At 72.0% G+C, this 22510-nt stretch carries 21 protein-coding genes; 3 read left to right on the forward strand and 18 right to left on the reverse strand.

Going from position 1 to position 22510, the window contains the following annotated elements:
• Nucleotides 1-229 precede the first annotated feature (229 nt).
• The gene (locus ACGF8B_RS29485; RefSeq protein ID WP_392744522.1) at nt 230-1225 is read left to right on the forward strand and encodes an acyltransferase domain-containing protein; all 996 of its coding nucleotides are present in this window, start codon (nt 230-232) and stop codon (nt 1223-1225) included.
• A 147-nt stretch (nt 1226-1372) separates the two neighbouring features.
• Here the strand turns inward: ACGF8B_RS29485 and ACGF8B_RS29490 are convergent, their stop codons facing one another.
• Nucleotides 1373-2299 carry an NADP-dependent oxidoreductase gene (locus ACGF8B_RS29490; protein WP_392744524.1) on the reverse strand — a complete coding sequence of 309 codons (927 nt, stop codon included), beginning with the start codon at nt 2297-2299 and terminating at the stop codon, nt 1373-1375.
• Between the two features lie 212 nt (nt 2300-2511).
• Here ACGF8B_RS29490 and ACGF8B_RS29495 point away from each other — a divergent pair, with 212 nt between their 5' ends.
• Nucleotides 2512-3711, forward strand: a complete 1200-nt coding sequence (locus tag ACGF8B_RS29495; RefSeq protein ID WP_392744526.1) for a cytochrome P450 — start codon at nt 2512-2514, stop codon at nt 3709-3711.
• An 80-nt stretch (nt 3712-3791) separates the two neighbouring features.
• Here ACGF8B_RS29495 and ACGF8B_RS29500 read toward each other — a convergent pair whose 3' ends face one another.
• The 16 genes from ACGF8B_RS29500 to ACGF8B_RS29575 all read right to left on the reverse strand — a co-directional run bounded on the left by ACGF8B_RS29500 (nt 3792) and on the right by ACGF8B_RS29575 (nt 19762).
• Nucleotides 3792-4784: a beta-ketoacyl-ACP synthase 3 gene (locus tag ACGF8B_RS29500; RefSeq protein ID WP_392744528.1), complete on the reverse strand. Its 993-nt coding sequence runs from the start codon at nt 4782-4784 to the stop codon at nt 3792-3794.
• A gap of 96 nt (nt 4785-4880) precedes the next feature.
• Nucleotides 4881-5723, reverse strand: a complete 843-nt coding sequence (locus ACGF8B_RS29505; RefSeq protein ID WP_392744530.1) for an NAD(P)H-binding protein — start codon at nt 5721-5723, stop codon at nt 4881-4883.
• Between the two features lie 202 nt (nt 5724-5925).
• Nucleotides 5926-6336 carry a lipocalin-like domain-containing protein gene (locus tag ACGF8B_RS29510; protein ID WP_392744533.1) on the reverse strand — a complete coding sequence of 137 codons (411 nt, stop codon included), beginning with the start codon at nt 6334-6336 and terminating at the stop codon, nt 5926-5928.
• A complete protein-coding gene (locus tag ACGF8B_RS29515; protein ID WP_392744535.1) occupies nt 6333-8120 on the reverse strand; it encodes an FAD-dependent monooxygenase in 1788 nt (595 codons plus the stop codon). The genes ACGF8B_RS29510 and ACGF8B_RS29515 overlap by 4 nt, the downstream gene beginning before the upstream one ends.
• A 46-nt stretch (nt 8121-8166) precedes the next feature.
• Nucleotides 8167-8766, reverse strand: a complete 600-nt coding sequence (locus ACGF8B_RS29520; RefSeq protein WP_392744538.1) for a malonic semialdehyde reductase — start codon at nt 8764-8766, stop codon at nt 8167-8169.
• A 14-nt stretch (nt 8767-8780) separates the two neighbouring features.
• Complete coding sequence (locus tag ACGF8B_RS29525) at nt 8781-9530, reverse strand: cyclase family protein (RefSeq protein ID WP_392744540.1); 750 nt, start codon at nt 9528-9530, stop codon at nt 8781-8783.
• The gene (locus ACGF8B_RS29530; protein WP_392744542.1) at nt 9527-10357 is read right to left on the reverse strand and encodes an aromatase/cyclase; all 831 of its coding nucleotides are present in this window, start codon (nt 10355-10357) and stop codon (nt 9527-9529) included. Before ACGF8B_RS29530 ends, ACGF8B_RS29525 begins: the two co-directional genes overlap by 4 nt.
• Complete coding sequence (locus ACGF8B_RS29535; protein WP_392744545.1) at nt 10357-11469, reverse strand: hydrolase; 1113 nt, start codon at nt 11467-11469, stop codon at nt 10357-10359. Before ACGF8B_RS29535 ends, ACGF8B_RS29530 begins: the two co-directional genes overlap by 1 nt.
• Before the next feature lie 275 nt (nt 11470-11744).
• Nucleotides 11745-12902 carry a nucleotide disphospho-sugar-binding domain-containing protein gene (locus ACGF8B_RS29540; RefSeq protein WP_392744548.1) on the reverse strand — a complete coding sequence of 386 codons (1158 nt, stop codon included), beginning with the start codon at nt 12900-12902 and terminating at the stop codon, nt 11745-11747.
• A gap of 70 nt (nt 12903-12972) precedes the next feature.
• A complete protein-coding gene (locus ACGF8B_RS29545) occupies nt 12973-13764 on the reverse strand; it encodes a BTAD domain-containing putative transcriptional regulator (protein ID WP_392744551.1) in 792 nt (263 codons plus the stop codon).
• Nucleotides 13765-13799: 35 nt separating this feature from the next.
• Complete coding sequence (locus ACGF8B_RS29550; protein WP_392744554.1) at nt 13800-15110, reverse strand: ketosynthase chain-length factor; 1311 nt, start codon at nt 15108-15110, stop codon at nt 13800-13802.
• Nucleotides 15107-16366, reverse strand: coding sequence for a beta-ketoacyl-[acyl-carrier-protein] synthase family protein (locus tag ACGF8B_RS29555; protein ID WP_392744556.1), 1260 nt, complete (start codon nt 16364-16366; stop codon nt 15107-15109). Before ACGF8B_RS29555 ends, ACGF8B_RS29550 begins: the two co-directional genes overlap by 4 nt.
• 56 nt (nt 16367-16422) lie before the next feature.
• A complete protein-coding gene (locus ACGF8B_RS29560; protein ID WP_266691158.1) occupies nt 16423-16677 on the reverse strand; it encodes an acyl carrier protein in 255 nt (84 codons plus the stop codon).
• Nucleotides 16678-16846: 169 nt separating this feature from the next.
• Entirely contained in the window at nt 16847-17737 is an 891-nt protein-coding gene (locus ACGF8B_RS29565) for a BTAD domain-containing putative transcriptional regulator (protein WP_392744559.1), read from the reverse strand.
• A 23-nt stretch (nt 17738-17760) separates the two neighbouring features.
• Nucleotides 17761-18168: an SgcJ/EcaC family oxidoreductase gene (locus ACGF8B_RS29570; protein ID WP_392744562.1), complete on the reverse strand. Its 408-nt coding sequence runs from the start codon at nt 18166-18168 to the stop codon at nt 17761-17763.
• A 13-nt stretch (nt 18169-18181) separates the two neighbouring features.
• Nucleotides 18182-19762, reverse strand: a complete 1581-nt coding sequence (locus tag ACGF8B_RS29575; protein ID WP_392744565.1) for an FAD-binding oxidoreductase — start codon at nt 19760-19762, stop codon at nt 18182-18184.
• A gap of 272 nt (nt 19763-20034) precedes the next feature.
• Between ACGF8B_RS29575 and ACGF8B_RS29580 the strand changes: the two genes are divergently transcribed.
• Nucleotides 20035-21501, forward strand: coding sequence for an MFS transporter (locus ACGF8B_RS29580; RefSeq protein WP_392744567.1), 1467 nt, complete (start codon nt 20035-20037; stop codon nt 21499-21501).
• Between the two features lie 126 nt (nt 21502-21627).
• Here ACGF8B_RS29580 and ACGF8B_RS29585 read toward each other — a convergent pair whose 3' ends face one another.
• Nucleotides 21628-22473 (reverse strand): class I SAM-dependent methyltransferase, encoded by an 846-nt coding sequence (locus ACGF8B_RS29585; RefSeq protein WP_392744570.1) that lies wholly within the window; start codon nt 22471-22473, stop codon nt 21628-21630.
• Nucleotides 22474-22510 lie beyond the last annotated feature (37 nt).

The raw sequence follows: 22510 nt of genomic DNA on the forward strand, positions 1-22510 counted from the left end.
TCCGCCTTTCGCCGTGGGCCGGGCATCTGACCGGGTGGCCGGGGCCACGGTGCGGCGGTGGCCTCCAGCCAGGATCCAGCGGTGCTGGAGGTGGCCGGAGGCGGCCGTTGGACCAGGAGTCCGCCGGAGCGTGAGTGGATCTGCCGGACGCCGCGGGCGGCGCGGCGCGGCGCACCGGGACGTGCGGGAGCCGCCCGCCCGGGACACGAAACGCGAAGGAGAGAGAGCTGTGACACGGCGACGAGTCGTCCTGCTGCTGCCGGGACAGGGGGCGCAGCGCGTCCGGATGGCGGCGGGACTCCATGGCGTGCAACCGGAGTTCACCCGCTGGATGGACGAGATGTTCACGGTGTTCGGCGCCGACGGGGACAAGCTGCGGGACATCTGGCTGAATCCCGGCTCCGCCGGTGCGGTGGACGAGGCCGTCGTCGCCCAGCCGCTGCTGTTCGCCGTCGGCCACGCGCTCGGACGCGCGGTGCGGTCGGCCGCCGGGGCGCCGGACGTGCTGCTGGGGCACAGTGTGGGCGAACTCGTCGCGGCCTGCCTGGCCGGCGTCTTCGCCCCGGCGGAACTCGCGACCGCCATGGCCGGCCACGTCCGGCGTCTGGGCGACACCGGACGCGGCGGCATGCTGGCTGTCGCGGCCACCGCCGAGGAGCTGTCCGCGGAGCTGCGTACGGGCGCCGTCGTCGCGGCCGAGAACGGGCCCCGGCAGACCGTGCTCGCCGGTTCCGGCAGCGTCCTCGCGGCGGTGCGCGGACAACTGGAGCGCCGGAACATCACGCTGCGCACACTGGGGTCGGGGCACGCCTTCCACAGCCCGGTGATGGTTCCGGCCGCCCGGCGGTTCGGGCAGGACCTGGGCCGGCTCCGGCCCGAACCGCCGGGGGCGACCATCATGTCCACGAGGACCGCACGCCCGGTGAGTGCCGAACAGGCCGTCGACCCCGCCTTCTGGGCCGACCAGATGTCGCTCCCCGTACGGTACTGGCCCGCACTGCGCACACTGCTCGACTCCGAGGGCCTCGACCCCGGACTCGTACTGCTCGACGCGAGCCCGGACCGCAGCCTCGCGGTCGCCGCACGCGGACACCGGGCCGTCCTGCGCGGCCCGAGCAGTGTCCACCCGCTGCTGGCCCGGAGCGATCGGGCGGGCACCGCCGCGGACGCCGAAGCCTTCGCGGCAGCCGTCTCGGTGCTCCGCCCCGGGGGCTCCGGGACGTGACGCACACCAGCACATGACGCACCAACACGCGACGCACCAACGCATGACGCGTCGGCACATGTCGTGCCGGCGCAGGACGCACCGGCACATGGCGCATCGGCACATGGCGCATCGGCACAGGACGCACCGGGACGTGACGGACCCGCGTCAGCGGGGCACGATGATCAGCTTGCCGCGTACGTGGCCGCCCGCGCTCTCCCGGTGGGCGTCGGCCGCCTCGGACAGGGAGTACGTCCGGGCCACGGACAGGCCGAGTTCGCCGCTCCCGACCAGCGCGGCCGCCTGCTCCAGGCGCTCACGGATCGCGTCGGGGCCGGCGAACGCGAAGCGCACACCGTGCTCCGCCGCCCGGTGATCGGCGATGGTGACCACGCGGTCCGGGCCACCGGTCAATTCGACCAGGGCCGGCAGCGAGCCCTTCCCGGCTGCGTCGAACGCCGCGTCCACACCCTTCTCGGCGACGGCGCGGGCCCGCTCGGCGAGCCCCTCCCCGTACGTCACGGGTTCGGCACCGAGCGAGCGCAGGTACGCGTGGTTGCGCTCGCTCGCCGTACCGATCACCGTCGCACCGAGATGCCTGGCGATCTGCACGGCCACGGACCCGACGCCACCGGCGGCGCCGTCCACGACCAGGGTCTCCCCGGACTTCACCCCGAGGTCCGCCAGCACCTGGTACGCCGTGTTGACGGCCACCGGCAGCCCGGCCGCGACCTCCCAGGACACACCTTCGGGCTTCCGCGCGAGCTGCGCCGCGGGCGCGAGCGCGAACTCGGCGTAGCTGCCGGAGCCGATCGAACCGAAGACCTCGTCGCCCACGGCGAAGTCGGTCACGTCCTCGCCGACGTCCGCGACGACACCGGCGACATCACCACCGGGCACCGAAGGGAACTCCACCGGCATCATCGCCGCGACGGCCCCGCTGCGCAGCTGCCAGTCCAGCGGATTCACCCCGGCGGCGCGGACCTCCACCAGCACCTGCCCGGGACCGGGCCGGGGCACCTCGCGCTCCACCACACGTAAGACCTCGGGCTCCCCGTACTCGGCGAACTCCACAGCGCGATACTTCTTTACCATTTTTGCCCTTTATCTATGTAGGTTTTACCGGGCCGAAAGGGACCACTGACGTTCTGTCAAGTCCCCTGCGCAAACTATCGAACTACAGCTCAGCAGGCCATCGGGGTTCGGCCAACTACCGTTTGTATGAGCGGTCCTTGAGCGAGTCGGGGTGTGGCCCCCCGTAGCTTCGAGGCGATGGAACATGCCTGGAACCGCAAAGGGAGTACGTCATGACCACACATGCCCCGCGGCTTCCGTTCGCGCGGACCACCGAGCTCGGTCCGCCACCGGAGTTCGCCGCACTGCGCTCGGAGCAACCGCTGCGGCGGGTCGGGTGTCCCTTCGGTGGCGACGCGTGGCTGGCCACCCGGTACGCCGACGTGCGGAAGGTCTACGCGGATCCGAGGTTCTCCCGGGCCGCGACGGTCGACGCGGACGTGCCGCGGGTGAGCCCGGCGCAGACCCCGCCCGGCGGACTGTTCGCCATGGACCCGCCGGAGCACAGCAGGCTGCGCAAGCTCGTGGCGGGCACGTTCACCATGAAGAACGTGCAGCGCTGGCGGCCCCGGACGGAACAGATCGTCGACGGACTCGTGGCCGGAATGCGGGAGCACGGATCCCCCGTCGACCTGGTGCACCACTTCTCGGTACCGCTGCCGGTGACGGTGATCTGCGAACTGCTGGGCGTGCCGGCGACCGACCGCGGCTACTTCGAGCGGCTGTCCCGGCTCATGCTGAGCACCACGGCGGCGACCGGCGAGGAGATCGACGAGGCGATCGGCACCCTGCTGGACTATCTCGGCCGGCATGTGGCGGAACGCCGCGCACGGCCCTCGGCCCGACGCTCCCGCGACCTGCTGACCGACCTGGTGGAGGCGCGGGACGAGTCGGACCGGCTCAGCGAGCAGGAGCTGGTGCAGATGGGCGTCGACCTGCTCGTCGCCGGGCACGAGACCACGGCCAACCAGCTCTCCAACTTCACCTTCACCCTGCTGGACACCGGCCTGTGGTCCCGGCTCCTCGAAGAGCCCGGACTGCTCGACACCGCGGTCGAGGAACTGCTGCGGTACGTCCATCTCGTCAACGGGGGGACCACGCGCATCGCCCTGGAGGACGTGGAGTTCGACGGCACGGTGGTGCGCGCGGGCGAGGCGGTGATCGCGGCCATCGGAGCGGCCAACCACGACGAGACGGTCTTCGAGGAACCCGGCCGCATCAAGCTGGACCGGTCCCCGAACCCGCACGTCGGATTCGGCCACGGCGTGCACCACTGTCTCGGTGCGCAGCTGGCCCGACTGGAACTGCGGGCCGGACTCGGGGCGCTGCTGCGCGAGTTCCCCACACTCCGGCTGGCCGGGGAGAAGCGGGACGTTCCCTGGCGGGAGGGGCAGTTCGTGCACGGCCCCACGGAGCTGACGGTCGCCTGGTGACCTGCCGGTGAGCCGTACGCGGCAGTGCGGGAGCCGGACCACCGGTGGTGCGGGTGGTCCGGCTCCCGTGTCGCGGCCCCTCAGGGCAGCAGGACCGTCTGAGCGGCGAAGTTCAGACCGGCCCCGAAACCGGCCAACAGGGCCGTACTGCCCGTGGCCACCCGTCCCTCGGCCAGCAGGGCGTCCAGGGCGAGCGGTATCGAGGCGGCCGAGGTGTTGCCTGACCTGACCACATCGGTGGCCAGCACGGTGTCCTCGCCCAGACCGAGCCGCTCGGCCATCAGCTCGGTCATCCGCAGGTTGGCCTGGTGCGGCACGAACGCGGCCAGGTCGGCCGGTGCCAGGCCCGCCGCCGTCAGGGCCCGGCCCGCGGCCGGGGCCACCTCCTCCATGGCCCAGCGGAAGACCCTCCGGCCGTCCATGCGCATCCAGGGGCGCGGACCCTGCCCGGCCCAGGGCCCGGTCATCCGAAGGGCGTTGCCGTACGCGCCGTACGCCCGGCGCACCACGGGGCCGATGCCCGGTTCCCGCGCCGGTCCGACCACCACGGCGCCCGCCCCGTCCGCGAACAGGAACGCGATCGTGCGGTCGGTGGGTTCCACGATGTCGGTCATCCGCTCGGCACCGATCACCAGGACCCGGTCGGCATCGCGGACCCGTACGGTGTCGGAGGCGAGCGCGAGGGCGTGGCAGAAGCCCGCGCAGGCGCCCGACAGATCGAGGCCCGCGGCCCGGTCGGCCCCGAGTTCGTGGGCCACGCGGACCGCGAGCGGCGGTGTCTGGACCAGGTCGGACATGCTGGCGACCAGCACCAGGTCGATATCGGCCGCAGCGGTGCCGGCCCGCGCCATGGCAGCCTCCGCGGCCGCCGCGGCCATCATCGTCAGCGTCTCGTCCTCGCCGGCGAAATGCCGCCGGACGATGCCGCTGCGGGTTTCGATCCACTCCTCCGTGGAGTCGATCGACCGGCACATCTCGGCATTGGTCACCACTCGCCGCGGGCGGTAGCCCCCGACGCCGAGCAGGGCGCTGTGCCGGGGGGCGGACGCAAGGATCGTGGGTGCGGACGCCATCGTGCTCCTTCTCTCGGTACGCGGCGACGGGGGAGTGCTACGGGACGCCCCGGGGCGGCCCGGCGGGGCCGCCCCGGGAACATCCGACCGGTCCGGTCAGCGGAAGTCATCGGCGTGGTCGACGGCCCATTGCGCGTAGGGGCGGCCCGGCCTGCCGGTGAGCTGCTGGAGCGCGTCCACCACGGGCACCGGACGCTCGTTCCAGGTCACCAGGTAGGTGAGGAGCTGGTTGATGACCTCTTCGCGCCCGCCGCCCCAGCGGCTGAGCGTCTGCCGGTACGTCTCCGGCCCGATCTCCTCGAACTCGATCTCACGGCCGATGGCCTTCCCGATCAACGACACCTGCTCGCGCTGGGTGTTGGACTCGGGGCCGCTCATCACATAGGCGGCGCCGGCATGCCCCTGCTGGGTCAGGGTCAGCGTGGCCACATCGGCGATGTCGTCCTCGTGCACCGCGGCGGCGTGCGACTGCGGGTAGGGCGCCCGCACGGTGTTGTCCGATCGGATGAGGCGGGCCCACTGCAGTGTGTTCGTGGCGAACGTCCCGGCGCGCAGGAAGGACCACGGCAGCCGGGACTGGCCCAGTGCGCGTTCCACCGCGACGTGCAGCCGGGCGATGGGGTTGCTGTCCGCGTCCCGGAAGGTCAGCGACCTGGTGGAGAGCAGGGTCACATGGTCCACCCCGGCCAGCTCCAGGGCCTCGATCTGCTGGTCCACCGTCGAGGGGTCGGCGTACAGGAACACCCGCCGTACGCCGCGCAGTGCCGCGCTCAGCGTCTGCGGCCTGGACAGATCCAGCTCCACGACCTCCGCGTCGCGGGACAGCGAGGTGTCCGTGGGGTCGCTGGTGCCCACCCGCACGGTCTCTCCCGCCGCGAGCAGCTTTCGCGTGACGCTGCGGCCGACATGTCCGCGGCCCCCGGTTACCAGAATGGTCACAGTGTCTCCTCAGTAGTGCGGATCGGTAATGCGAATCGGTGGTACGGGTCAGTAGTGCGGTCGGTGGCGCGGATCAGTCGTGTGGATCGGTGGTGCGGATCGGTGGCACGGGCCAGTCGTGTGGATCGGTGGTGCGGATCGGTCGTGCGGATCGCCTCGGGCCGGCGTCGGAACGTCCGGACGGGCACGGTGCCGCGTTCGGTCAGTGCCTCGGCGTGCCGTGGGCGGGAGCGCGCCGCCACTCCAACACCCGCCGCTGTTCACGGCCGTTCACCGGGACCGAGCCGTCCAGTGTCAGGAGGTCGCCTTCGAGACGCGCCCCGCGGGTCTGCTCGGTGCCGACCCACGGGCGACGTGGCGTGATCTCGATGGCGTGCGTTACCCGGGACCCCGTCACCCGCCAGGTGCCCGTGTACCCCATGTAGTCGTTGCTCCCGGGGACCGGGCCGGCGTCCGGCGCGCGCATCATGTGCACCGACACCCGCCCGTCCGCGGTGTAGATGAGGATGCCGCGAGGGGCGGCGCCCAGCGGCCCTTCGGTACGGATGCCCGTGGCGTCGATGTCGTGGAAGGAATCGAGCGTCCACACACCGATGAGATCGGCGGGGTTCACCGTCGCCCTCCGGACGCGGGCGTACCGGCGGGGGAGCGGCCGGTACCGAACCAGGTGCGCAGGGCCCGCACCAGCGGCCGGGCCCTCGGGGTGTCCCCGGTCGTCAGGGCCCAGGCGACATAGCCGTCGGGCCGGAGCAGGACCGCGGCCAGATCGTCGCGCCCGGTCTTCGCGGACACGACGTCGACCCGGTCCGCCCACCTCGCCCCGATGGCGCGCAGCGCGGCGCAGTCGGTGAAGTCGAGCAGCAGGCCCCGTCCCGAGACGGGCTCCTGGCGGTCCGTCACCTCGTAGTCCGGCAGGAAGGTGCCGACCTCCGGGTGCCCGTCCGTGCCGTACCTCTCGTCGGTTCCGCTGAGCAGGGCACCGACGAAGCGGCGCACGTCCGGCACGTCCATCATCCGGCCGACGAGGTCGCGCAGGGCGCTGCTGTGCGGATCGGGCCGCATCAGAGCCGTCTGGGCCCGGACGTTGGCCAGCAGCCGGGCACCCACCGGATGCCGTTCCGCGTGGTACGTGTCGAGCAGCCGGGGCGGTGCCCAGCCGTCGAGGGCGGCCGCCAGCTTCCAGCCGAGGTTGGCGGCGTCGGTGATGCCGGTGTTGAGGCCCTGACCGCCGAACGGGGCGTGCACATGGGCCGCGTCACCGGCCAGGAAGACCCGGCCCCTGCGGTACTCCGCCGCCTGGTACGCCATGTCGGTGAACCGGCCGCCGGCGGCCATCCGCGCGATCGGCACGTCAATCCCCATCACACGCCGGAGACTGTCCTGGAGTTCCCCGGACGTCAGTGGCCCGGCGTCCGGGGCCGGCGGCCCGTCGAACTCCAGGGTGGCGACCCGGTTGACGCCGAGCCCCCACGCGACGAGCCCGCCGGAGGTGTGCCGGAAGCCGTGTTCGAGCGGTGGTTCGCCCTCGAACCCGACGACCGACTGCCGTCCGGTCAGGGTCGCTTCGGTGCCGGTCAGCGGGATGCCGGCGAGCCTGCGCACCGTGCTGTCGCCGCCGTCGCAGCCGACCGCGTAGGCCGCGCGGAGGCGTCGCTCGCCACCGGGTGCGGCCACCGTGACCCACACCCCCCGGTCGTCCTGCCCGATCGCGGTCACCTCGTGCTCCCACGCCACATCGACGCCGAGTGCGGCGACGTGCCGCAGCAGGATGTCGACGAGGACCGGCTGCTCCACCCGCATCCGGCGCATCGAGGGGTCGGCGTGCTCGACCTTCTCGATGCCGGCGAGATGCTCCTTCGGCAGGGCGTGCCCGACCGCGCCCGTGGCGCTGTCGGCCATCGCGCGGTAGCGCTCGACGGTCTCCCGCTCGGCCCGGTCCAGCTCGTCGGCCAGCCCGCGCCTGCGCAGCAGCGCCACCGCGAGCGGTCCGACCGAACCGGCCCTGACCATCGTCTCGGGGGTGGCCCGCCGTTCGAGCACGGTCACCCCGATGCCGTGAGCGGCCAGTTCGCCCGCCAGCGCGAGACCGACCGGGCCGGCTCCGACCACCACCACGGGAAGCCGCTCCCCGGCGCCGGAGCCCTCGTCGCCGCCGCTCTGCGCCCGGTTGAGCCGGTTCAGCAGCGCCAGCGGGGTGCCCAGGTCGTGAACCTCCTCGTCGGATATGTGGATTCCGTGTTCCCGCCCGATCCGGGCCACCGATTCCAGTACCGCCAGAGAATCGAGACCCAGGGCGTCGAAGTCCGTGTCGAGTGCGTCGTTCCCGATGCCGGCGAGTTCCTGGTTGCCGGAGCAGTCGGCGAGAACGGTCAGCAGCTGATTCGGTCGGATGCTCATCTCTTCTCCCTTCATGAGGCTGTGGTGCGGTGACGGCGCGGGGGCGTCACACGCTGCGGACGACTTCCCGGTAGCCCAGGCGGGGCAGCCGGGCGGAGAAGGCGTCCGGGCCGGGGTGGCCGATGTTGACGATGCTGGTGACGAGAACCGGTTCGCCCGGGAAGAACTCCTTGTGGACACCCTCGGGGTCGAAGCCGGCGATCGGCCCCGCCGCCAGTCCGCCCGCCCGGATCCCGATGATGAGATAGCCCAGTTGCAGGGCCGTGTTGAACACCGCGGACTCGCGGCGGGCGTCCTCGTCGGCGTAGGCGTGGCGGGCGTTCGGGGCGTGCGGGAAGAGGCGGGGCAGCGTCTCGGGGAAGCTCAGGTCAGCCGCCAGTAACGCGACCAGGGGGGCCGAGGCGACCTTGTCCCGGTTCCCCTCCAGGACGTGCTGCAGCAGCGCTCGTCTCGACTCGTCGGAGCGCACCAGCACGACCCGCATGGGCTGCTGGTTCATCGAGGTCGGGCCCCACTTGACCAGGTCGTAGATCGCTTCGATGTGCTCGTCGCCGATGTGGGTCGGGGCGAACGTGTTCGCGGTTCTCGCCTCCCGGAAGAGCAGATCCTGTGCCGCTTCGTCCAGGGCCAACGGATGACCGGCCATGCCGTCCCTCCCGATCACGCGTCGCAGATGGCCACGACACGGGTCCAGCCCGCGCCCGCGCCGGTGACCGGGACCGGGAAGCACGCCACCGTGTAGCCCGTGGGGCCCGGCAGATCGCCCAGATGGGCCAGTTTCTCCAGCTGGAGGTAGGGGTGGGTGCGTCCGGCGACGTGCGCGGGCCACAGCACCGAGCGGTCGCCGGTGCGCCGGTAGTCCTCGATCATGTGCGGAATCGGCCGGTCCAGGCCCCAGGCGTCGATCCCGATCACCTTCACACCGTGCTCGGCCAGGAAGACGGTGCCCTCGCCGGTCAGCCCCGCGAACGTGGTCAGGTAGTCGCTGCTTCCCCACAGGGCGTCCGCGCCGGTCCACAGCAGCACGATGTCGCCGGCGACCGGTACGTGCCCGATGCGGAGGAACTCCTCCTCCAGCATCGGTACGGTGATGCCCCGCCCGGGCGGGACGTCGCGGAAGTCGAGCCGTACGCCGGGGCCGTAGCACCACTCCAGCGGGACCTGGTCGATGCTCCTGGCCGGGGCGTCCCCGGTGAGCGGGCCGTAGTGCAGCGGCGCGTCCATGTGCGTGCCGGTGTGTGTGGTCAGGGTGACGGTCTCGTTGGAGATGGCCATCCCGCCGGGGAAGTCCTCCGGAGAGAGCCCCAGCACGGTGGCGCCCGCCACGTGGTCGAGCAGGTCGATCTTCACCGGCGTCGCTTCGCTGTCGGTCTGCTCGGTGGGCACGCTGAGGTCCACCAGCCGGGTCATCGGGTGCCTCCGGCGCCCGGCGCGGTGGCCTCCGCCGTCGTCTTGACCGCACCGAGATCGGCGACGCTGTTGCGCTCCACCACGGCCCGCAGCGCGGCGTCGGCCTCCTGCGGGGTGAACCTGCCCGCGACCTTTCCGTCGATCGCCTCCCGGGCCCTGAACTCATGGGTCAGCACCAGTTGTGTGGTGTCGTCGCCCAGGGGCAGGGCCCGCCACTGGCCGCCCATGTGGCCGACGATCGGCGCGTGCTCCAGCTGCCGGTAGGTGATGACCCGGTTGCCGGCGTCGATGTCGCGCCGGGAGATCCAGGAGCTGGTCTCGCCGTTGACGTCGACCACGAGCCTGGCGATCTGGTGCGTCGGCGACTCCTCCAGGAGCTTCACGTCCTGGGTGGGCGGGAAGATCCTCGCGTAGCCCTCGACATCGAGCAGGATGTCCCAGACGACGGCCACGGGGGCGTGCACGGTGACGGTGTGCTCCGCGTGGTGCAGGGGGTTGTCCGCGGGGACGCCGGTCAGCGGCGGGTGGTTGGCGTAGGCGGCCTCGTAGCTGATCCTGGAGCGCCAGGAGGCGATGAACTCGTGCGTGGAGGCCAGCTCCGAGAACTTCCGCATCGTCTCGCCGTCCTCGCACACGATCTGGGCGATCGCGGAGCCGGTCATGCCGATCGCCTTCTCGTCCACGGGCAGCCACTCGTGGATGCGGTAGTCGAAGCCGACGGAGAGCCCGGTGTTCCGGACCGTCTCACTGAGCTCCTTCAGGAACTGATCACGGTCCTCGGCCGAGACGGATTCCGCGAACTTGTAGATCAGGGTGTGGCAGATCATCAGCTCTCCTCGTGGTCGGGCAGGGATGCCCGGAAGGTGGTTGCGAACAGCGAGTTGCTCCGCGCGGCATCGACGGCCGCGTGCGAGGACGCCGTCTGTACGTCGCGCCAGAGCCGCTGTACGGAGTCCTGAGCGGCGTGGGCGCGGCTTCCTCGGGCGCGGAAGAGACGGTCGGTGGCGGTGCGGGCCAGGTCCGCGGCGAGTGCGGCGTCCCGGCCGTTGCGCGCGGCGTCGATGCCGCCGAGCGGGCCCGGGGCGTCGAGGCGCAGACACGCCTGCTCGACGAGCAGCGCCGCGGTGTCGATCTCGGCCGCCGAACGGGTCAGTACGGCGTCGTGATCGGGGCCGGTGCGGGACTCGGCCCGTGCCCACAGGTCGAGGGCCGCCCGGGCGGCGCCCACGGCGGGGGCGGCGAACAGCGGTGGATGCGCGGCCGGCAGGGGAGCGGCGAGGGCGTCGTCGGGGCCGTCGGCGCGTCCCTGCCACACCAGGTCCCGGGGGGCCGAGAGATGGTCGGGGACGAACACCTCGTCGAGCACCGCGCTGCGGCTACCCGTACCCCGCATGCCGAGGGTGAACCAGGTGTCCTCGATACGGAACCGGCTCGCCGGAACGGCGCAGTAGTGCTGCCGTCCGTCCTCGGGCGCGGTCACACACAGCAGCGCCCAGGCCGCGTGGTCGATGCCGGACAGCGAGAACCACCGCCCCGACAGGACCCATCCGTCCGCGACCCGCCGGGCCGAACCCCCCGGGTTCAGCGCGGCGGCGATCGGCACGTCGGCCGACTGCCCCCAGATGTCCTTCCGGCCGGCCTGCGGCAGCCGGCCGGCCAGCCGGGCGGACGTGGCCATGATCATGGCGGACCAGCCGGCCGAGGGGCAGCCCCGAGCGATGGTGCACACCGCCTCGGCCAGCGCGGTGAAGGTGCCCGCCTTGCCGCCGTGGTCGGCCGGGACGAAGTGGCGGGCGAATCCGCCGTCCACCAGCGCGGCGGCGACGTCGGGGGCGAGGCGGCGCTCGTTGTCGGCGGTGGCGGCGTGTTGTGCCGCGAGTGCCGCCAGGTGCTCTGCGGTCGTGTCCGGGCCGGGTGCCGGGTGTGCGTGCGGGGCCACTTCGGGAATCCTCCAGAACCGGGTGCGGTGTCAGAGGCTGGAGGGTGGCCTTCGATCGGAAAGCGGACGCGGTCTGGTGCGTGCGATTCCAAGGCGCCGGGATGTCCTCGGGTGGCGCCTCCCCTGCTCGAACGGAGTTGAGAGCTTGGGGAAGGAGCTACTAGGGCATCCGGGCAACGCCGGAAGCGTGCGTGCCAGGGCGTGGCCGCCCGATCAGAGGTCACCCGACAGCCTCTCAGGACGGGTCGGGTGTGCCGCGGGGTCTCCCGGACGGCTCAGCCCACGAGGTCCGGCAGTGCGGAGGCCACACCGGAGGGCGACGGCAGGCGGGCGATCTCCTCCCGGACCTGTGCGGCGGCGGTGCCGATCTCCGGCGCCTCCAGCACGGTGGTGATGGTCTTCGCGGTCAGCTCGGCCGCCGCGCAGGTGACCCCCAGCCCGCGTCGGGCGACGAGGCGCGCGTTGAAGGGCTGGTCGGAACCGTGCGGAAGCACGATCTGCCGGATACCGGCGGACATGGCGGCCAGCGAGGTGCTGGTGCCGCCGTGATGGATGATCGCGTCGCACGAGTCGAGCAGTGTGTTCAGCGGGATCCACCCGTGCGAGCGGACGTTGTCCGGCAGAGTGCCCAGTTCCGTACGGTCGGCGTCGCCGAGCACGAACACGAAGTCGGCGTCGACCGTGTCGAGTTCGGCGACGAAGTCGCGGATCAGGCTGAGCCCGATGTACTGGGGGATGAAGGTGCCCAGGGTGACGCAGACCCGGGGCCGGTCCGGGGAGCGCAGCAGCCAGTCGGGAATCGTGCCGAGCTCCAGGTAGGAGCCGTTGTAGGGCACGGGACGCATGGCCAGGTGGTCGCCGGGCGCCCGGAACAGGCTGGGCGGTGTCGTACGGATCAGCCGGGTGCGGGAGGAGCCGGAGTCGATGCCGTAACGGTCGTAGGTGCCGGCCATCTCCCCGCGTATCCGGTCGACCATGTCGGGGACCAGCGCGAAGAGGTTGGACATGGCGATCAGCGGTACGGACAGCAGCCCGGCCACGACGGCGCCGGAGCCCTGGTGGTCCGGGCTCACCACCAGGTCGGGGCGCCACTGCCGGGCGAGCCGCACCGCACCGGGCACGACCAGCTCGGAGAGCTCGGCGAACAGCGCGGACGTCGCCCGTACCTCCTCCTCCCGGAGCTCGCCGCCGCGGTACCAGACGAGTTGTCCCTTCTCCCGGGACTGCGCGGCCCGGCGGGCGAACGGTGCCGCGAGATCGACGCCCGGCGTGGCGATGTCCACGTAGGGCAGACCGGCCTTGGCGACTTCCCGCATGCCCTCGCCGCCGCCGGCGTAGAGGATTTCGTGACCGGCCGCGCGCAGTGCCCAGGCGAAGGGAATGGTGGCGAACAGGTCACTTGCCGTCGAGTAGGTGCAGAAGAGAATTCTCATACCTCAGAACACGCCTTTTCCGTCTATGGGTTCCGGCCTTCTCGGGGACTTTTGTCGCGGGTCGCGGCGGTCACGGGATCGATTCGTAGGCGGTCGCGCGCAGAATTCTTCGCTGGAGGTCCTGGATCACCCGGGACGGCTCCAGGCCCATCTCCTGAGCCATCTTCGTGCGCAGTCGCTGGAACACCTGGAGCGCCTGGATGGTGCGGCCCGACCGGTACAGCGCGGTCATCAGGTACTCGTGAACCCGTTCGTCGAAAGGGCGGGCGACGGTGAGCGCGGTCAGTTCGCCGAGCAGCTCCCGGTGCCGGCCCAGTGCCAGATCGCTCTCGATCCGCAGCTCCTGGACCATGTCCCGCTGCAGTTCGAGCCGGGTTATCTCGCATTGGAGCGGAAGGCCGTGTTTCGTGTCCGGGAGTATCGGCCCCGTCCACAGCGATTCCGCCGTACGGAGCGATTCGGCCGCCCCGAGATGGTGACCCGCCCGGAGTTCTGATTCCCCGAGTTCTGCGAGCCGGTGGTATTCGTGCAGGTCGAAGTCGGCATCACCGACCCGGAATTGGTACCCCTCGTTCCCGGTGACGACCAGTTCCCTGCGGACCCGGTCCCCGGGGATGTGCAGCTGACGGGCGAGCAGGCCGCGCAGGTTGAGCACATGGGTCTGCAACGCCGTCCGTACGGTGCGCGGCGGGCTGCTGCCCCACAGCTCGTCCACCAACTGCCGCACCGGGACCGGGTTGCCGTGCCCGAGCAGGAGCATGGCCAGCAGCTTGCGTTCCTTCGGCGCGCTGGGCGCCGCCGTCAGCACGCCGCGGGACACCGCCAGCCTGCCGAGCACGGTGATCCTCAGTCGTGTCCCCACCGCTCCTCCTTCCCTTGCCGGTCGCTGTGTGGAGGTCAGGTGCGGTGGCGTACGGCGGCCGGCACCCCGGCCGGACCCGCTGCCGTCCGGTCCGGGGCGAGCACCACCAGCGCCGAGTTGAAGCCGTGGTGGCCGCGCGCCAGGATCAGCGCCACCTCGACCCGGGCCTCGCGCGGCTCGCCGCGCACCAGGTCGATCCGCCGGCCCGGCACCGGCCGTTCGACGTTGACCGTCGGTGGCAGGACCGAGTCGCGCACGGAGAGCAGGGCGGCCGCGGTGTCCAGGGCGGGTCCGCCGCCGGCCAGCCGTCCCGTCATCGTCTTCGGCGCGGTGACCGGTACGCCGTACGGGCCGAAGATCTCCTCGACGGCGGCGGCCTCCGCGGCGTCGAGCGCGGGGAGGGCCGCCGCGTCGGCGAACACCACGTCCACGTCCTCGGGGGTCACCCCGGCGTCCGCCATCGCCAGCCGTGCCGTCCGGGCCAGCCCCGGCGGAGCCGACGACCCGGGAGGGGGGTCGAACGTGGCGGCGTAGCCGGCGATCTCGCCGTAGACCCGACCGGCGCCCCGTTCGGCCGCGGCGCCGGCCGTCTCCACGACCAGGATCGCGCCGCCCTCGCCCGGCACGTGTCCGGACGCCCCGGTGTCGAAGGGGAGGTAGGCGCGGTCCGGGTGGCCGGAGCGCGACACCCGGCCGCCCGCGACGTGGGAGACCACGCCCCACGGGTCGAACGCCGACTCCACCCCGCCGGTGAGGACCAGCTCGCCGCCCTTGCGCAGCACCCGCCGTGTGTGCCCGAGCGCGTCGAGGCCGCCGGCCTGCTCGGCGATCAGCACATTGCTGGGGCCGCGCATCCCGTGCCGGATCGAGATCTGGCCGGTGTTCGCCGCGTAGAACCAGGCGAAGGACTCGTAGACGCTGACGTGCTGGGGGCCCTGGGTCCACAGCTTGCGGATCTCGCGGTGGGTGAACTCGAAGCCCCCCGTCGCGTTGGAGGTCACCACGCCCATGCCGTACTCGGGCAGCGCGGCGGGGTCGGCCCCGGAGTCGGCCAGCGCCCAGTCCGAGGCCACGAGGGCCAGCCGGGTCACCCGGTCGGTCTGCGGCAGCAGCCTGCCCGGGAGGTGGTCGGCCGCTTCGAATCCGGGGATCAGGCCGATCAGCGGCGTCCGGCCGGGCCTGCCTGCGTGGTCCGGGACCGGGCGGATGCCCGACTCCCCGCGGAGGGTGGCGCTCCACCACTCCTCGGTGCCGAGCCCGTTGGGTGCGACGACACCGATGCCGGTGACGACCGCGGTCCTGGTGGCGGCCGGGGCGGGTGAGGTGCCGGGTGCGGTGATCGTCATATGCCCTCCCGGGTGAGGACCATGGCGCTCTGGAAGCCACCGAAGCCACTGCCCACGCTGAGCACGGTGTCCAGGCGCCGCTCCCGGGCCTCGTTGGGCACGTAGTCGAGGTCGCACTCCGGGTCCGGCTCGTGCAGGTTGGCCGTGGGCGGCACCGCGCCGTGTTCCATGGCAAGTGCGCAGGCCGCGATCTCGATCGAGCCGATCGCGCCGAGCGAGTGCCCGACCATGGACTTGATGGAGCTGACCGGCACGTTGTAGGCGTGCTCGCCGAGCGCGCGTTTGAACGCCGCGGTCTCGTGCCGGTCGTTCTGCTTGGTGCCGGAACCATGGGCGTTGACGTAGCCGACCGACTCCGGCGGGCGCTTCGCCTCGTCCAGCGCGCAGCGGATCGCCTCGGCCATCTCCCGCCCGTCGGGCCGCAGTCCGGTCATGTGGTAGGCGTTGCAGCGCGAGCCGTACCCGGAGACGACAGCGTAGATGTGCTGGCCCCGCGCCTTGGCGTGCTCCAGCTCTTCCAGGACGAGCATCGCCGAGCCCTCGGCGATGACGAAGCCGTTGCGGGTGCGGTCGAAGGGGCGCGAGGCGTGTTCGGGGTCGTCGTTGCGCGGCGAGGTCGCCTTGATCGCGTCGAAGCAGGCCACCGCGATGGGTGAGATCGGTGTGTCGGTCGCGCCGGCGATCATGATGTCGGCGCTGCCCTCCGCGATCAGGTCCCGTGCGTGACCGAGCGAGTCGAGACCGGAGGTGCAGCCGGTGGAGACCACCGTGGCCGGCCCCTGCGCACCGACCAGCCAGGCGACCTCGGCCGCCAGCGAACTGGGCACGAAGGCGTCGAACAGGTGCGGGGACAGGTACGCCGGGTCGACGTCCCACTCCTTGCCGCTGTCGCTCAGGACCACGTACTCCTGCTCCAGCGTGGTCGTGCCGCCGACGGCGCTGCCGACGCAGACCCCGACCCGGTGGGGGTCCACCGTGTCGAACTCCAGCCCGCTGTCGGCGAGGCTCTCACGCGCGCTGATCACGGCCAGCTGCGCGGCCCTGTCGAGCCTGCGGCACTGGCGGGCGGTCAGCCCGTGCAGCTCGGGATTGAAGTCGATCTCGGCGGCCATCCTCGACCGGAACGGTGCCGGGTCGAAGAAGGAGATGGTGCGGGTGGCGGTGCGGCCCGAGACCAGAAGGTCCCAGAACGCTTTCTTGCCGACCCCGCCCGGGGCCATGACCCCGATGCCGGTGATGGCGACAGACCGCTCCACGATGGAAACCTCTCTGACGGATTGTCCGCGGTGGACCAAGTGGTTCGCGCGGTGGTTCAGCCGGAAACGGAGAGCCTGGCGTCGACGAAGGCGATGAACGCGCCGGGTGTCCGCAACTCGTCGAGTTCGTCGTCGGTGATCTCCACGGGGTACTCGTCCTGGATGCGGACGGTGATCTCGTAGACCATGAGCGAGTCGAAGCCCAGGTCGGAGAAGCTCGCGTCCAGCGCGGTTCCGTCGAGGGGGCCGGCCTCCCCCTGGAAGCACTTCTCCACGACCTGCCGGAATTCGGTGAGGGTAAAGGCGGGCACGGATTTCCTTTCGTCGGGCCGTCGGCCGATCCGGTGCGGACGGACCGTTGGACTGTCGGCGCCGGGCATGGTGCGTCGATGGGGAGCCGCTCCAGACGCCCCTTCCGGCTCCTCCAGCACGAATCGAGGGGCATGGACGTGCCGTGTCCGTACGTCCGGTACGTCCGGTTCAGGCGACGTGCCGGGTAACGGTCCCCGGGCGGATGACGGCCCGGTCACGCCATGCGGACAGCGCGATGCGTTCGAGGTCGGGCGCCGGATCGGAAGCCAGGACGGCCTCGTACAGCCGCTGCACCGAGCGTGAGGGTTCCAGCCCGAGTCCGTCGCCGAGTATCCGGTGCAGCCGCCGGTACTCCTGGATCGCCTCAAGGCGCCTGCCGGACCGGTAGAGGGCGAGCAGCAGCCGCTGCCACAGGCCCTCGGCCAGCGGGTGTTCCACGAGCAGGCCGCGCAGCGCGGTGAGTACCTCGTGGTACCTGCCGAGGAAGAGCTGCGCGTCGACGCACTGCTCCACGACGCGCAGCCGCTCCTCGGTCAGTCCCGTCGCGTGCGCCTCCAGGACCGGTCCGTGCTTCACATTGGAGACCAGCGGGCCGCGCCACAACGTCAGTGCCTCTTCGAGCAGTTCGGCGGCCCGGGGCACGTTCCCCTGCCTGAGCGCGGTGCCGCCCTGCGCGGCCAGGGTCTCGAACCGGCAGAGGTCGATCGTCTCCGGGGGGATGCTCGCGCAGTACCCGGAGGAGGTGGTGCGCAGCCACGGTCTGTGCGACGGGCCGGCGGTGGCCTCCTTCCAGGCATGTCCCCGGGGCCGGTGCCCGGCCCGCCGGGTCTGCGGGTCGGGCAGCGTACGACGGAGCTGGTACACGTAGGTCTGCAGCGTGGTCAGTGCGTTGGGCGGCGGGTCGACGCCCCAGAGCTCGTCGACGAACAGGTCCTTGCGCACGATGTCCCCCTGCCGCAGCAGCAGCAGCGACAGGGTGCTGCGCAGTTTCGGCGCCGACGGCGTCAGGTCCTGCGTGCTCTCCGATACGTCCAGCGCGCCGAGCACCTTGAAGTACATGGGTCCTCCTCCTGGGGCGCCCGTCAGGCGGGGCAGTTGTGATACGCCGTGACCCGCCAGACGCCGTCGGCCCGGGCGAGCACGAAGGTCGCGACCCGCTTGTCGCTCTCGGCCAGTTCGGTCTGTCCGTCCAGGAGGATGCCGAGGTCGCTGACCACGACCGCGGTGTCCGCACCGGTGCGGCGGATGATGCGGGGCTCGTTGAGCGGGCGGCTTCCCCGCATCGGTCCGTCGAACGCCGCGCGCATGAACTCCCGGATGGCGTCCTTGCTGTCGAGGACCAGGCCGGTCATGACCAGGGTCGCGTCCTCGGTGTACATCTCGGCGACGGCGTCGGCGTCGTTCGAGGTCCAGGCGCTCCGGAACCGGTCCAGCAGTTCGCGCACCGCGACGTCGGTCTGCGTTGTGGTGTTCTGGTCGGTGTGGGACATGGTGTGTTCCGTTTCAGTCGGCCGGCTGGATGGACAGGGCGTGGCGGAAGACGTTGCGCGGGTCCCATCGCTTCTTGACCCGCCGCAGCCCGGGGTAGTTCTGCTTGTAGTAGAGGTCGTGCCAGGGGACGCCGGACGTGTTCCAGTCCGGGTCGGCGAGATCGGTGTCCGGATAGTTGATGTACGAGCCGTCGTTCGTCCCGTCGGGCACCGGCACTCCGCCGGTTTCGCGGTAGACGTCGCGGTAGAAGCGCCGCAGCCAGTCGAGGGACGCCTCGTCGTCGCGGGGATCCAGCCACGTCGCGGTGTAGGCGGCCTTCAGGACGGAGTCGCGCTGCACCAGCGCGGTGGCCTCCGGAGCGACGTCGTTGACCCTGCCGCCGTAGGAGACGAGCCAGACGCGGGCCATGTCCAGCATCGGCGGAGCCGTGGTCAGGTGATCGAAGACGGTGTCGACCTGCGCGGTGCTGAACCCCTTGCGCAGATAGCCCGCCTTGCCCTTGTAGCGGGCGTACTCGGACCCGCGTTGCGACTCCTCGTCGCCGTTCGGCGGCATCAGTACGTACAGCCAGGGCGCGGCGGGAATCATGTGGCGGGTGCCGCCGACGCCGTCGCTCACGGCATCGAAGTACTTCTCCACCAGCGCCGCCCCGTCCGCGCCGTCGCCGTCGGCCAGCGCGTAGATCAGGATGTCCGCCGGGCCGTCCTGCTCCTTGCGGCCGGAGAGCATCAGCGTCGAGTGCAGCGCCGTGCCGGGCGAGCCGGGATCGCTGTTGTTCTCGTGCCAGTCGGCGTGGTTGCGCATCAGCCGCCGGAACGACTCCTTCGGCAGATCCGACCACGACCACATGAGGACGCCCCCCGTCAGGGAAGCGGGCGGCCGGGGCAGCAGATCCGCCGGGTCGTCCCCCTCGGCACCGGGCGACCGCAGCCAGTACCGGGTCACCACACCGAAGTTGCCGCCCCCGCCGCCGGTGTGTGCCCACCACAGGTCACGATGGGGATCGTCGCTCTCCCGGGTGGCCAGCACGGCCCGGGCCCGGCCCGCCTCGTCCACGACGACGACCTCGACGGCGTACAGGTGGTCGACGACGGAACCGTGGGTGCGCGAGAGCGATCCGTAGCCGCCGCCCTGGATGTGACCGCCCACGCAGACCGAGTGGCACCAACCGCCGGGAACGGTCACGCCCCAGGTCAGGTAGAGCGTGCGGTACACCTCGCCCAGCGTCGCTCCCGACTCCAGGACCACGGCGCGCCGGTCGGGGTCGAAGTGGATCGAGTTCATCCCGGTCATGTCGATGATCACGCCGTCGGGGTGCTCGCCCACGGAGTTCTCCAGCGAATGGCCGCCGCTGCGCACCGAGACCGGCCGGCCGGAATCGACCGCCCACTGCACCGCCGCCACCACCTCGTCGGTGGAGCGCACCACCCGGAAGCAGGCGGGGCGCTGGACGAACCGCTCGTTGCGGCGGCGCAGGGCGAGGTCCTCGTAACGAGGGTCGCCGGGATACACGGCCGACGATGCCGGACTCCCGCCGCCGCGCTCCGCGGCTGCGCCTTCCCGGTGCGGGGCACTACCGGTCACATGGGCCATCGGGTGGATCCTCCGTGTCCGCTCGATCGGTCCCGCCCCTGTGGAGACGAGACCTTTCGAACTTCCACTCGACCGGTCCGGACTCGCTGAATTCCCGCTGAACCGGGCCGTTTCCCGGACACCAACGCCGGACGACCGGGGCGTGCCCCGGCCCGGCGTGCGCGCGACGGCAGGAACTCTCCGAGCGTCCGGACTGGCCATGGATACCCCTGGGGGGTATGCTGCGTCGCGTCAGGAACGAGATACCCCCCTCCCGTATAGGAGTGCCTGCGATGACCGCATCGGCCGCACCGAACGCACCGGCTGATCCACGGAGATGGTCCGCGCTCGCGCTGATCGCCCTGGCTCAGTTCATAGTCATCATGGACACGTCGATCATTGGCGTGGCCCTGCCCAAGATGCAGGCCGACCTGGGCTTCTCCCAGGGGAACCTGTCGTGGGTGTTCAACGCCTATGTCGTCGCCTTCGGAGGGCTGCTGCTGCTCGGCGGACGGCTCTCCGACCTGCTCGGCGCCAGGCGTCTGTTCAGTGCCGGATGGGTCGTCCTCGCCGTGGGCTCCCTGACCGCGGGCCTCGCGGGTGAGGTCTGGGTCGAGCTGACCGGGCGGGCCCTGCAGGGCGTGGGCGCCGCGCTGATCGCGCCGTCCGCCCTCACCCTGCTGATGACCCTGTTCGGCTCACGGCCCCAGGAGCTGGGCAAGGCCTTCGCGCTGTACGGCGCGGCCGCCCCGGCCGGCGGCACCGCCGGAGTCTTCCTCGGCGGGGTCATCACCCAGTACGCCAGCTGGCCCTGGGTGTTCTACATCAACATCCCCGTCGCGCTCGTCGTCCTCGTCGCCACGCCCGCCGTCATGCCCTCGGGCGCGGCGCGGCGCGGCTCGATCGACCTGGCCGGCGCGGTCACCGTCACGGCGGGGCTCGCCGCCGCCGTCTATGCCATCGTCCGTGCTCCCGAGACCGGTTGGGGCTCCGCCGAGACCTGGCTGGTCCTCCTGGGCGGTGCGGCGCTGATCGCCGCGTTCGTCGCGATCCAGGCCAAGCGGCGCGAGCCGCTGATGCGGCTGGGCATCTGGCGGGCGCCCAACCTGGCCGGTGCCAACATCGCCCAGCTGCTCATGGCCGCCGCGTGGATCCCCATGTGGTTCTTCCTCAACCTCTACCTCCAGCAGGTGCTGGGGCTCGACGCCTTCGCCTCCGGCTCCGCGCTGCTGCCCATGACGGTCGCCATCATGATCATGATGATCGTCCTGGCGCCGCGCCTGATCTCCCGGTTCGGGCCCAAGCCGCTCATCGTCCTGGGGCTGTTCGCGCTCGGGGCGGGCATGTTCTGGCTCTCGCTCGCCCGCCCGGACGGCAGCTTCCTCGTCGACGTGCTGCCCGCCTCCCTGCTCTCCGCGGCGGGCATGTCGCTGGCGTTCATCCCGTCGCTCGGCACCGCGCTCTCCAGCGCCCGCCCGGAGGAGGGCGGTCTCGCCTCGGGGATCGTCAACACCAGCTACCAGGTCGGCTCCGCGCTGGGCCTCGCGGCCATGACGGCGATCGCCGCCGCGCACGGCGCCGGTGAACCGGGGAACCCGGTGGCGCTCACCAACGGCTTCTCCGCCGCCTTCCTCGGCGCCGCGGCCCTCGCGGTGATCGGCGGTCTCGCCGCCCTGCTGACCCTGCGCACCGCACCCGCCCCCGCAGCTGCGGGCGACGGCGAGGGCAGTGGTGGCCGGCCGGAGAAGGCCGCGGCCTGAAAGGGGGCGGCTGTTCCCCGGGTGATGTGGCCGGGGGGGGGGGGGGGGGGGGGGGGGGGGGGGGGGGGGGCGGGCCCGGGGGGGGGGGGGGGCCCCCCCGCCCGGGGGGGGGCACGCCGCCCACGTTCATCCGGGCCGCCGGGCGGTGACCAGCAGGGCGCAGCTGCGCAGCCGGAGCGCGCCCTCCCGCTCGTGGGGGAGCAGCAGGCCGACGAGCCGCTGCCGGGCCCGGACCCGCTCGTCCTCCCCGGCCCGGCTCAGCAGATGCCGGCCGGGGCCGGAGTCCAGCAGGAAGGCGGCGGCGTCGGAGGCGTCCCGGCCCCAGGTGCCGTACGCCTCGACCGGAGCGGTGCCGATCGCCTCGTACCCGGCACGGGACAGCACGTCACGCACAGTCTCCGGGTCGGCCAGCGAGAACATGCCGGGGTTCGCGGAGGTGCCCAGTCCGTCGACGGGCAGCAGGTCGCCCAGCCCCCGGATGGCCTGGAGCCACTCGTTCCGGTCGGCCCGCGCGGTGCAGACGAAGGCGATACGGCCGCCGGGGCGCAGCGCCCGCCCGATGTTGGCGAAGGCGGCGACCGGATCGGCGAAGAACATCACCCCGAAGCGGCTGATCGCGACGTCGAAGGTCCCGGTCCCGAACGGGTGGACCTGGATGTCCGCCTGCTCGAACGTCACATTGCCGATGTCCTCGCCCCGCGCGGACTCCCGTGCGCGGCCCAGCATCGGGGCCGACAGATCCAGGCCCAGCGCCCGCCCGTCGACGGCCCGTCGCGCGGCGAGGCGGGTGGTGCGCCCCGCCCCGCAGCCGATGTCGAGGACGCGGTCGCCCCCGGTGATCGCGGCGGCGGCGAGCAGTGGCTCGTCGAAGCCCCCGTTCACTCCGTCCCAGCGGTCCTGATTGGCGGCCCAGAACGTCCCCTCGTAACCGTTCCACGCCTGGTCCTGATCCCTGTTGGCGATGTGTCGCATGCGGTGTGCTCCCCCTGAGTGCTGCTTGGAGTGCTGT

Source organism: Streptomyces sp. NPDC047917 (genome assembly GCF_043204345.1).
Lineage (GTDB): Bacteria > Actinomycetota > Actinomycetes > Streptomycetales > Streptomycetaceae > Streptomyces > Streptomyces sanglieri.

Excerpts from the sequence above, each read along its gene's own strand:
- ACGF8B_RS29530 (WP_392744542.1), bottom strand. The coding sequence starts at position 10,357 with ATGATCTGCCACACCCTGATCTACAAGTTCGCGGAATCCGTCTCGGCC.
- ACGF8B_RS29575 (WP_392744565.1), bottom strand. The coding sequence starts at position 19,762 with ATGGCCCATGTGACCGGTAGTGCCCCGCACCGGGAAGGCGCAGCCGCG.
- ACGF8B_RS29565 (WP_392744559.1), bottom strand. The coding sequence starts at position 17,737 with ATGTACTTCAAGGTGCTCGGCGCGCTGGACGTATCGGAGAGCACGCAG.
- ACGF8B_RS29515 (WP_392744535.1), bottom strand. The coding sequence starts at position 8,120 with ATGAGCATCCGACCGAATCAGCTGCTGACCGTTCTCGCCGACTGCTCC.
- ACGF8B_RS29580 (WP_392744567.1), top strand. The coding sequence starts at position 20,035 with ATGACCGCATCGGCCGCACCGAACGCACCGGCTGATCCACGGAGATGG.
- ACGF8B_RS29585 (WP_392744570.1), bottom strand. The coding sequence starts at position 22,473 with ATGCGACACATCGCCAACAGGGATCAGGACCAGGCGTGGAACGGTTAC.
- ACGF8B_RS29525 (WP_392744540.1), bottom strand. The coding sequence starts at position 9,530 with ATGACCCGGCTGGTGGACCTCAGCGTGCCCACCGAGCAGACCGACAGC.
- ACGF8B_RS29495 (WP_392744526.1), top strand. The coding sequence starts at position 2,512 with ATGACCACACATGCCCCGCGGCTTCCGTTCGCGCGGACCACCGAGCTC.
- ACGF8B_RS29490 (WP_392744524.1), bottom strand. The coding sequence starts at position 2,299 with ATGGTAAAGAAGTATCGCGCTGTGGAGTTCGCCGAGTACGGGGAGCCC.
- ACGF8B_RS29500 (WP_392744528.1), bottom strand. The coding sequence starts at position 4,784 with ATGGCGTCCGCACCCACGATCCTTGCGTCCGCCCCCCGGCACAGCGCC.
- ACGF8B_RS29540 (WP_392744548.1), bottom strand. The coding sequence starts at position 12,902 with ATGAGAATTCTCTTCTGCACCTACTCGACGGCAAGTGACCTGTTCGCC.
- ACGF8B_RS29570 (WP_392744562.1), bottom strand. The coding sequence starts at position 18,168 with ATGTCCCACACCGACCAGAACACCACAACGCAGACCGACGTCGCGGTG.
- ACGF8B_RS29550 (WP_392744554.1), bottom strand. The coding sequence starts at position 15,110 with ATGACGATCACCGCACCCGGCACCTCACCCGCCCCGGCCGCCACCAGG.
- ACGF8B_RS29520 (WP_392744538.1), bottom strand. The coding sequence starts at position 8,766 with ATGGCCGGTCATCCGTTGGCCCTGGACGAAGCGGCACAGGATCTGCTC.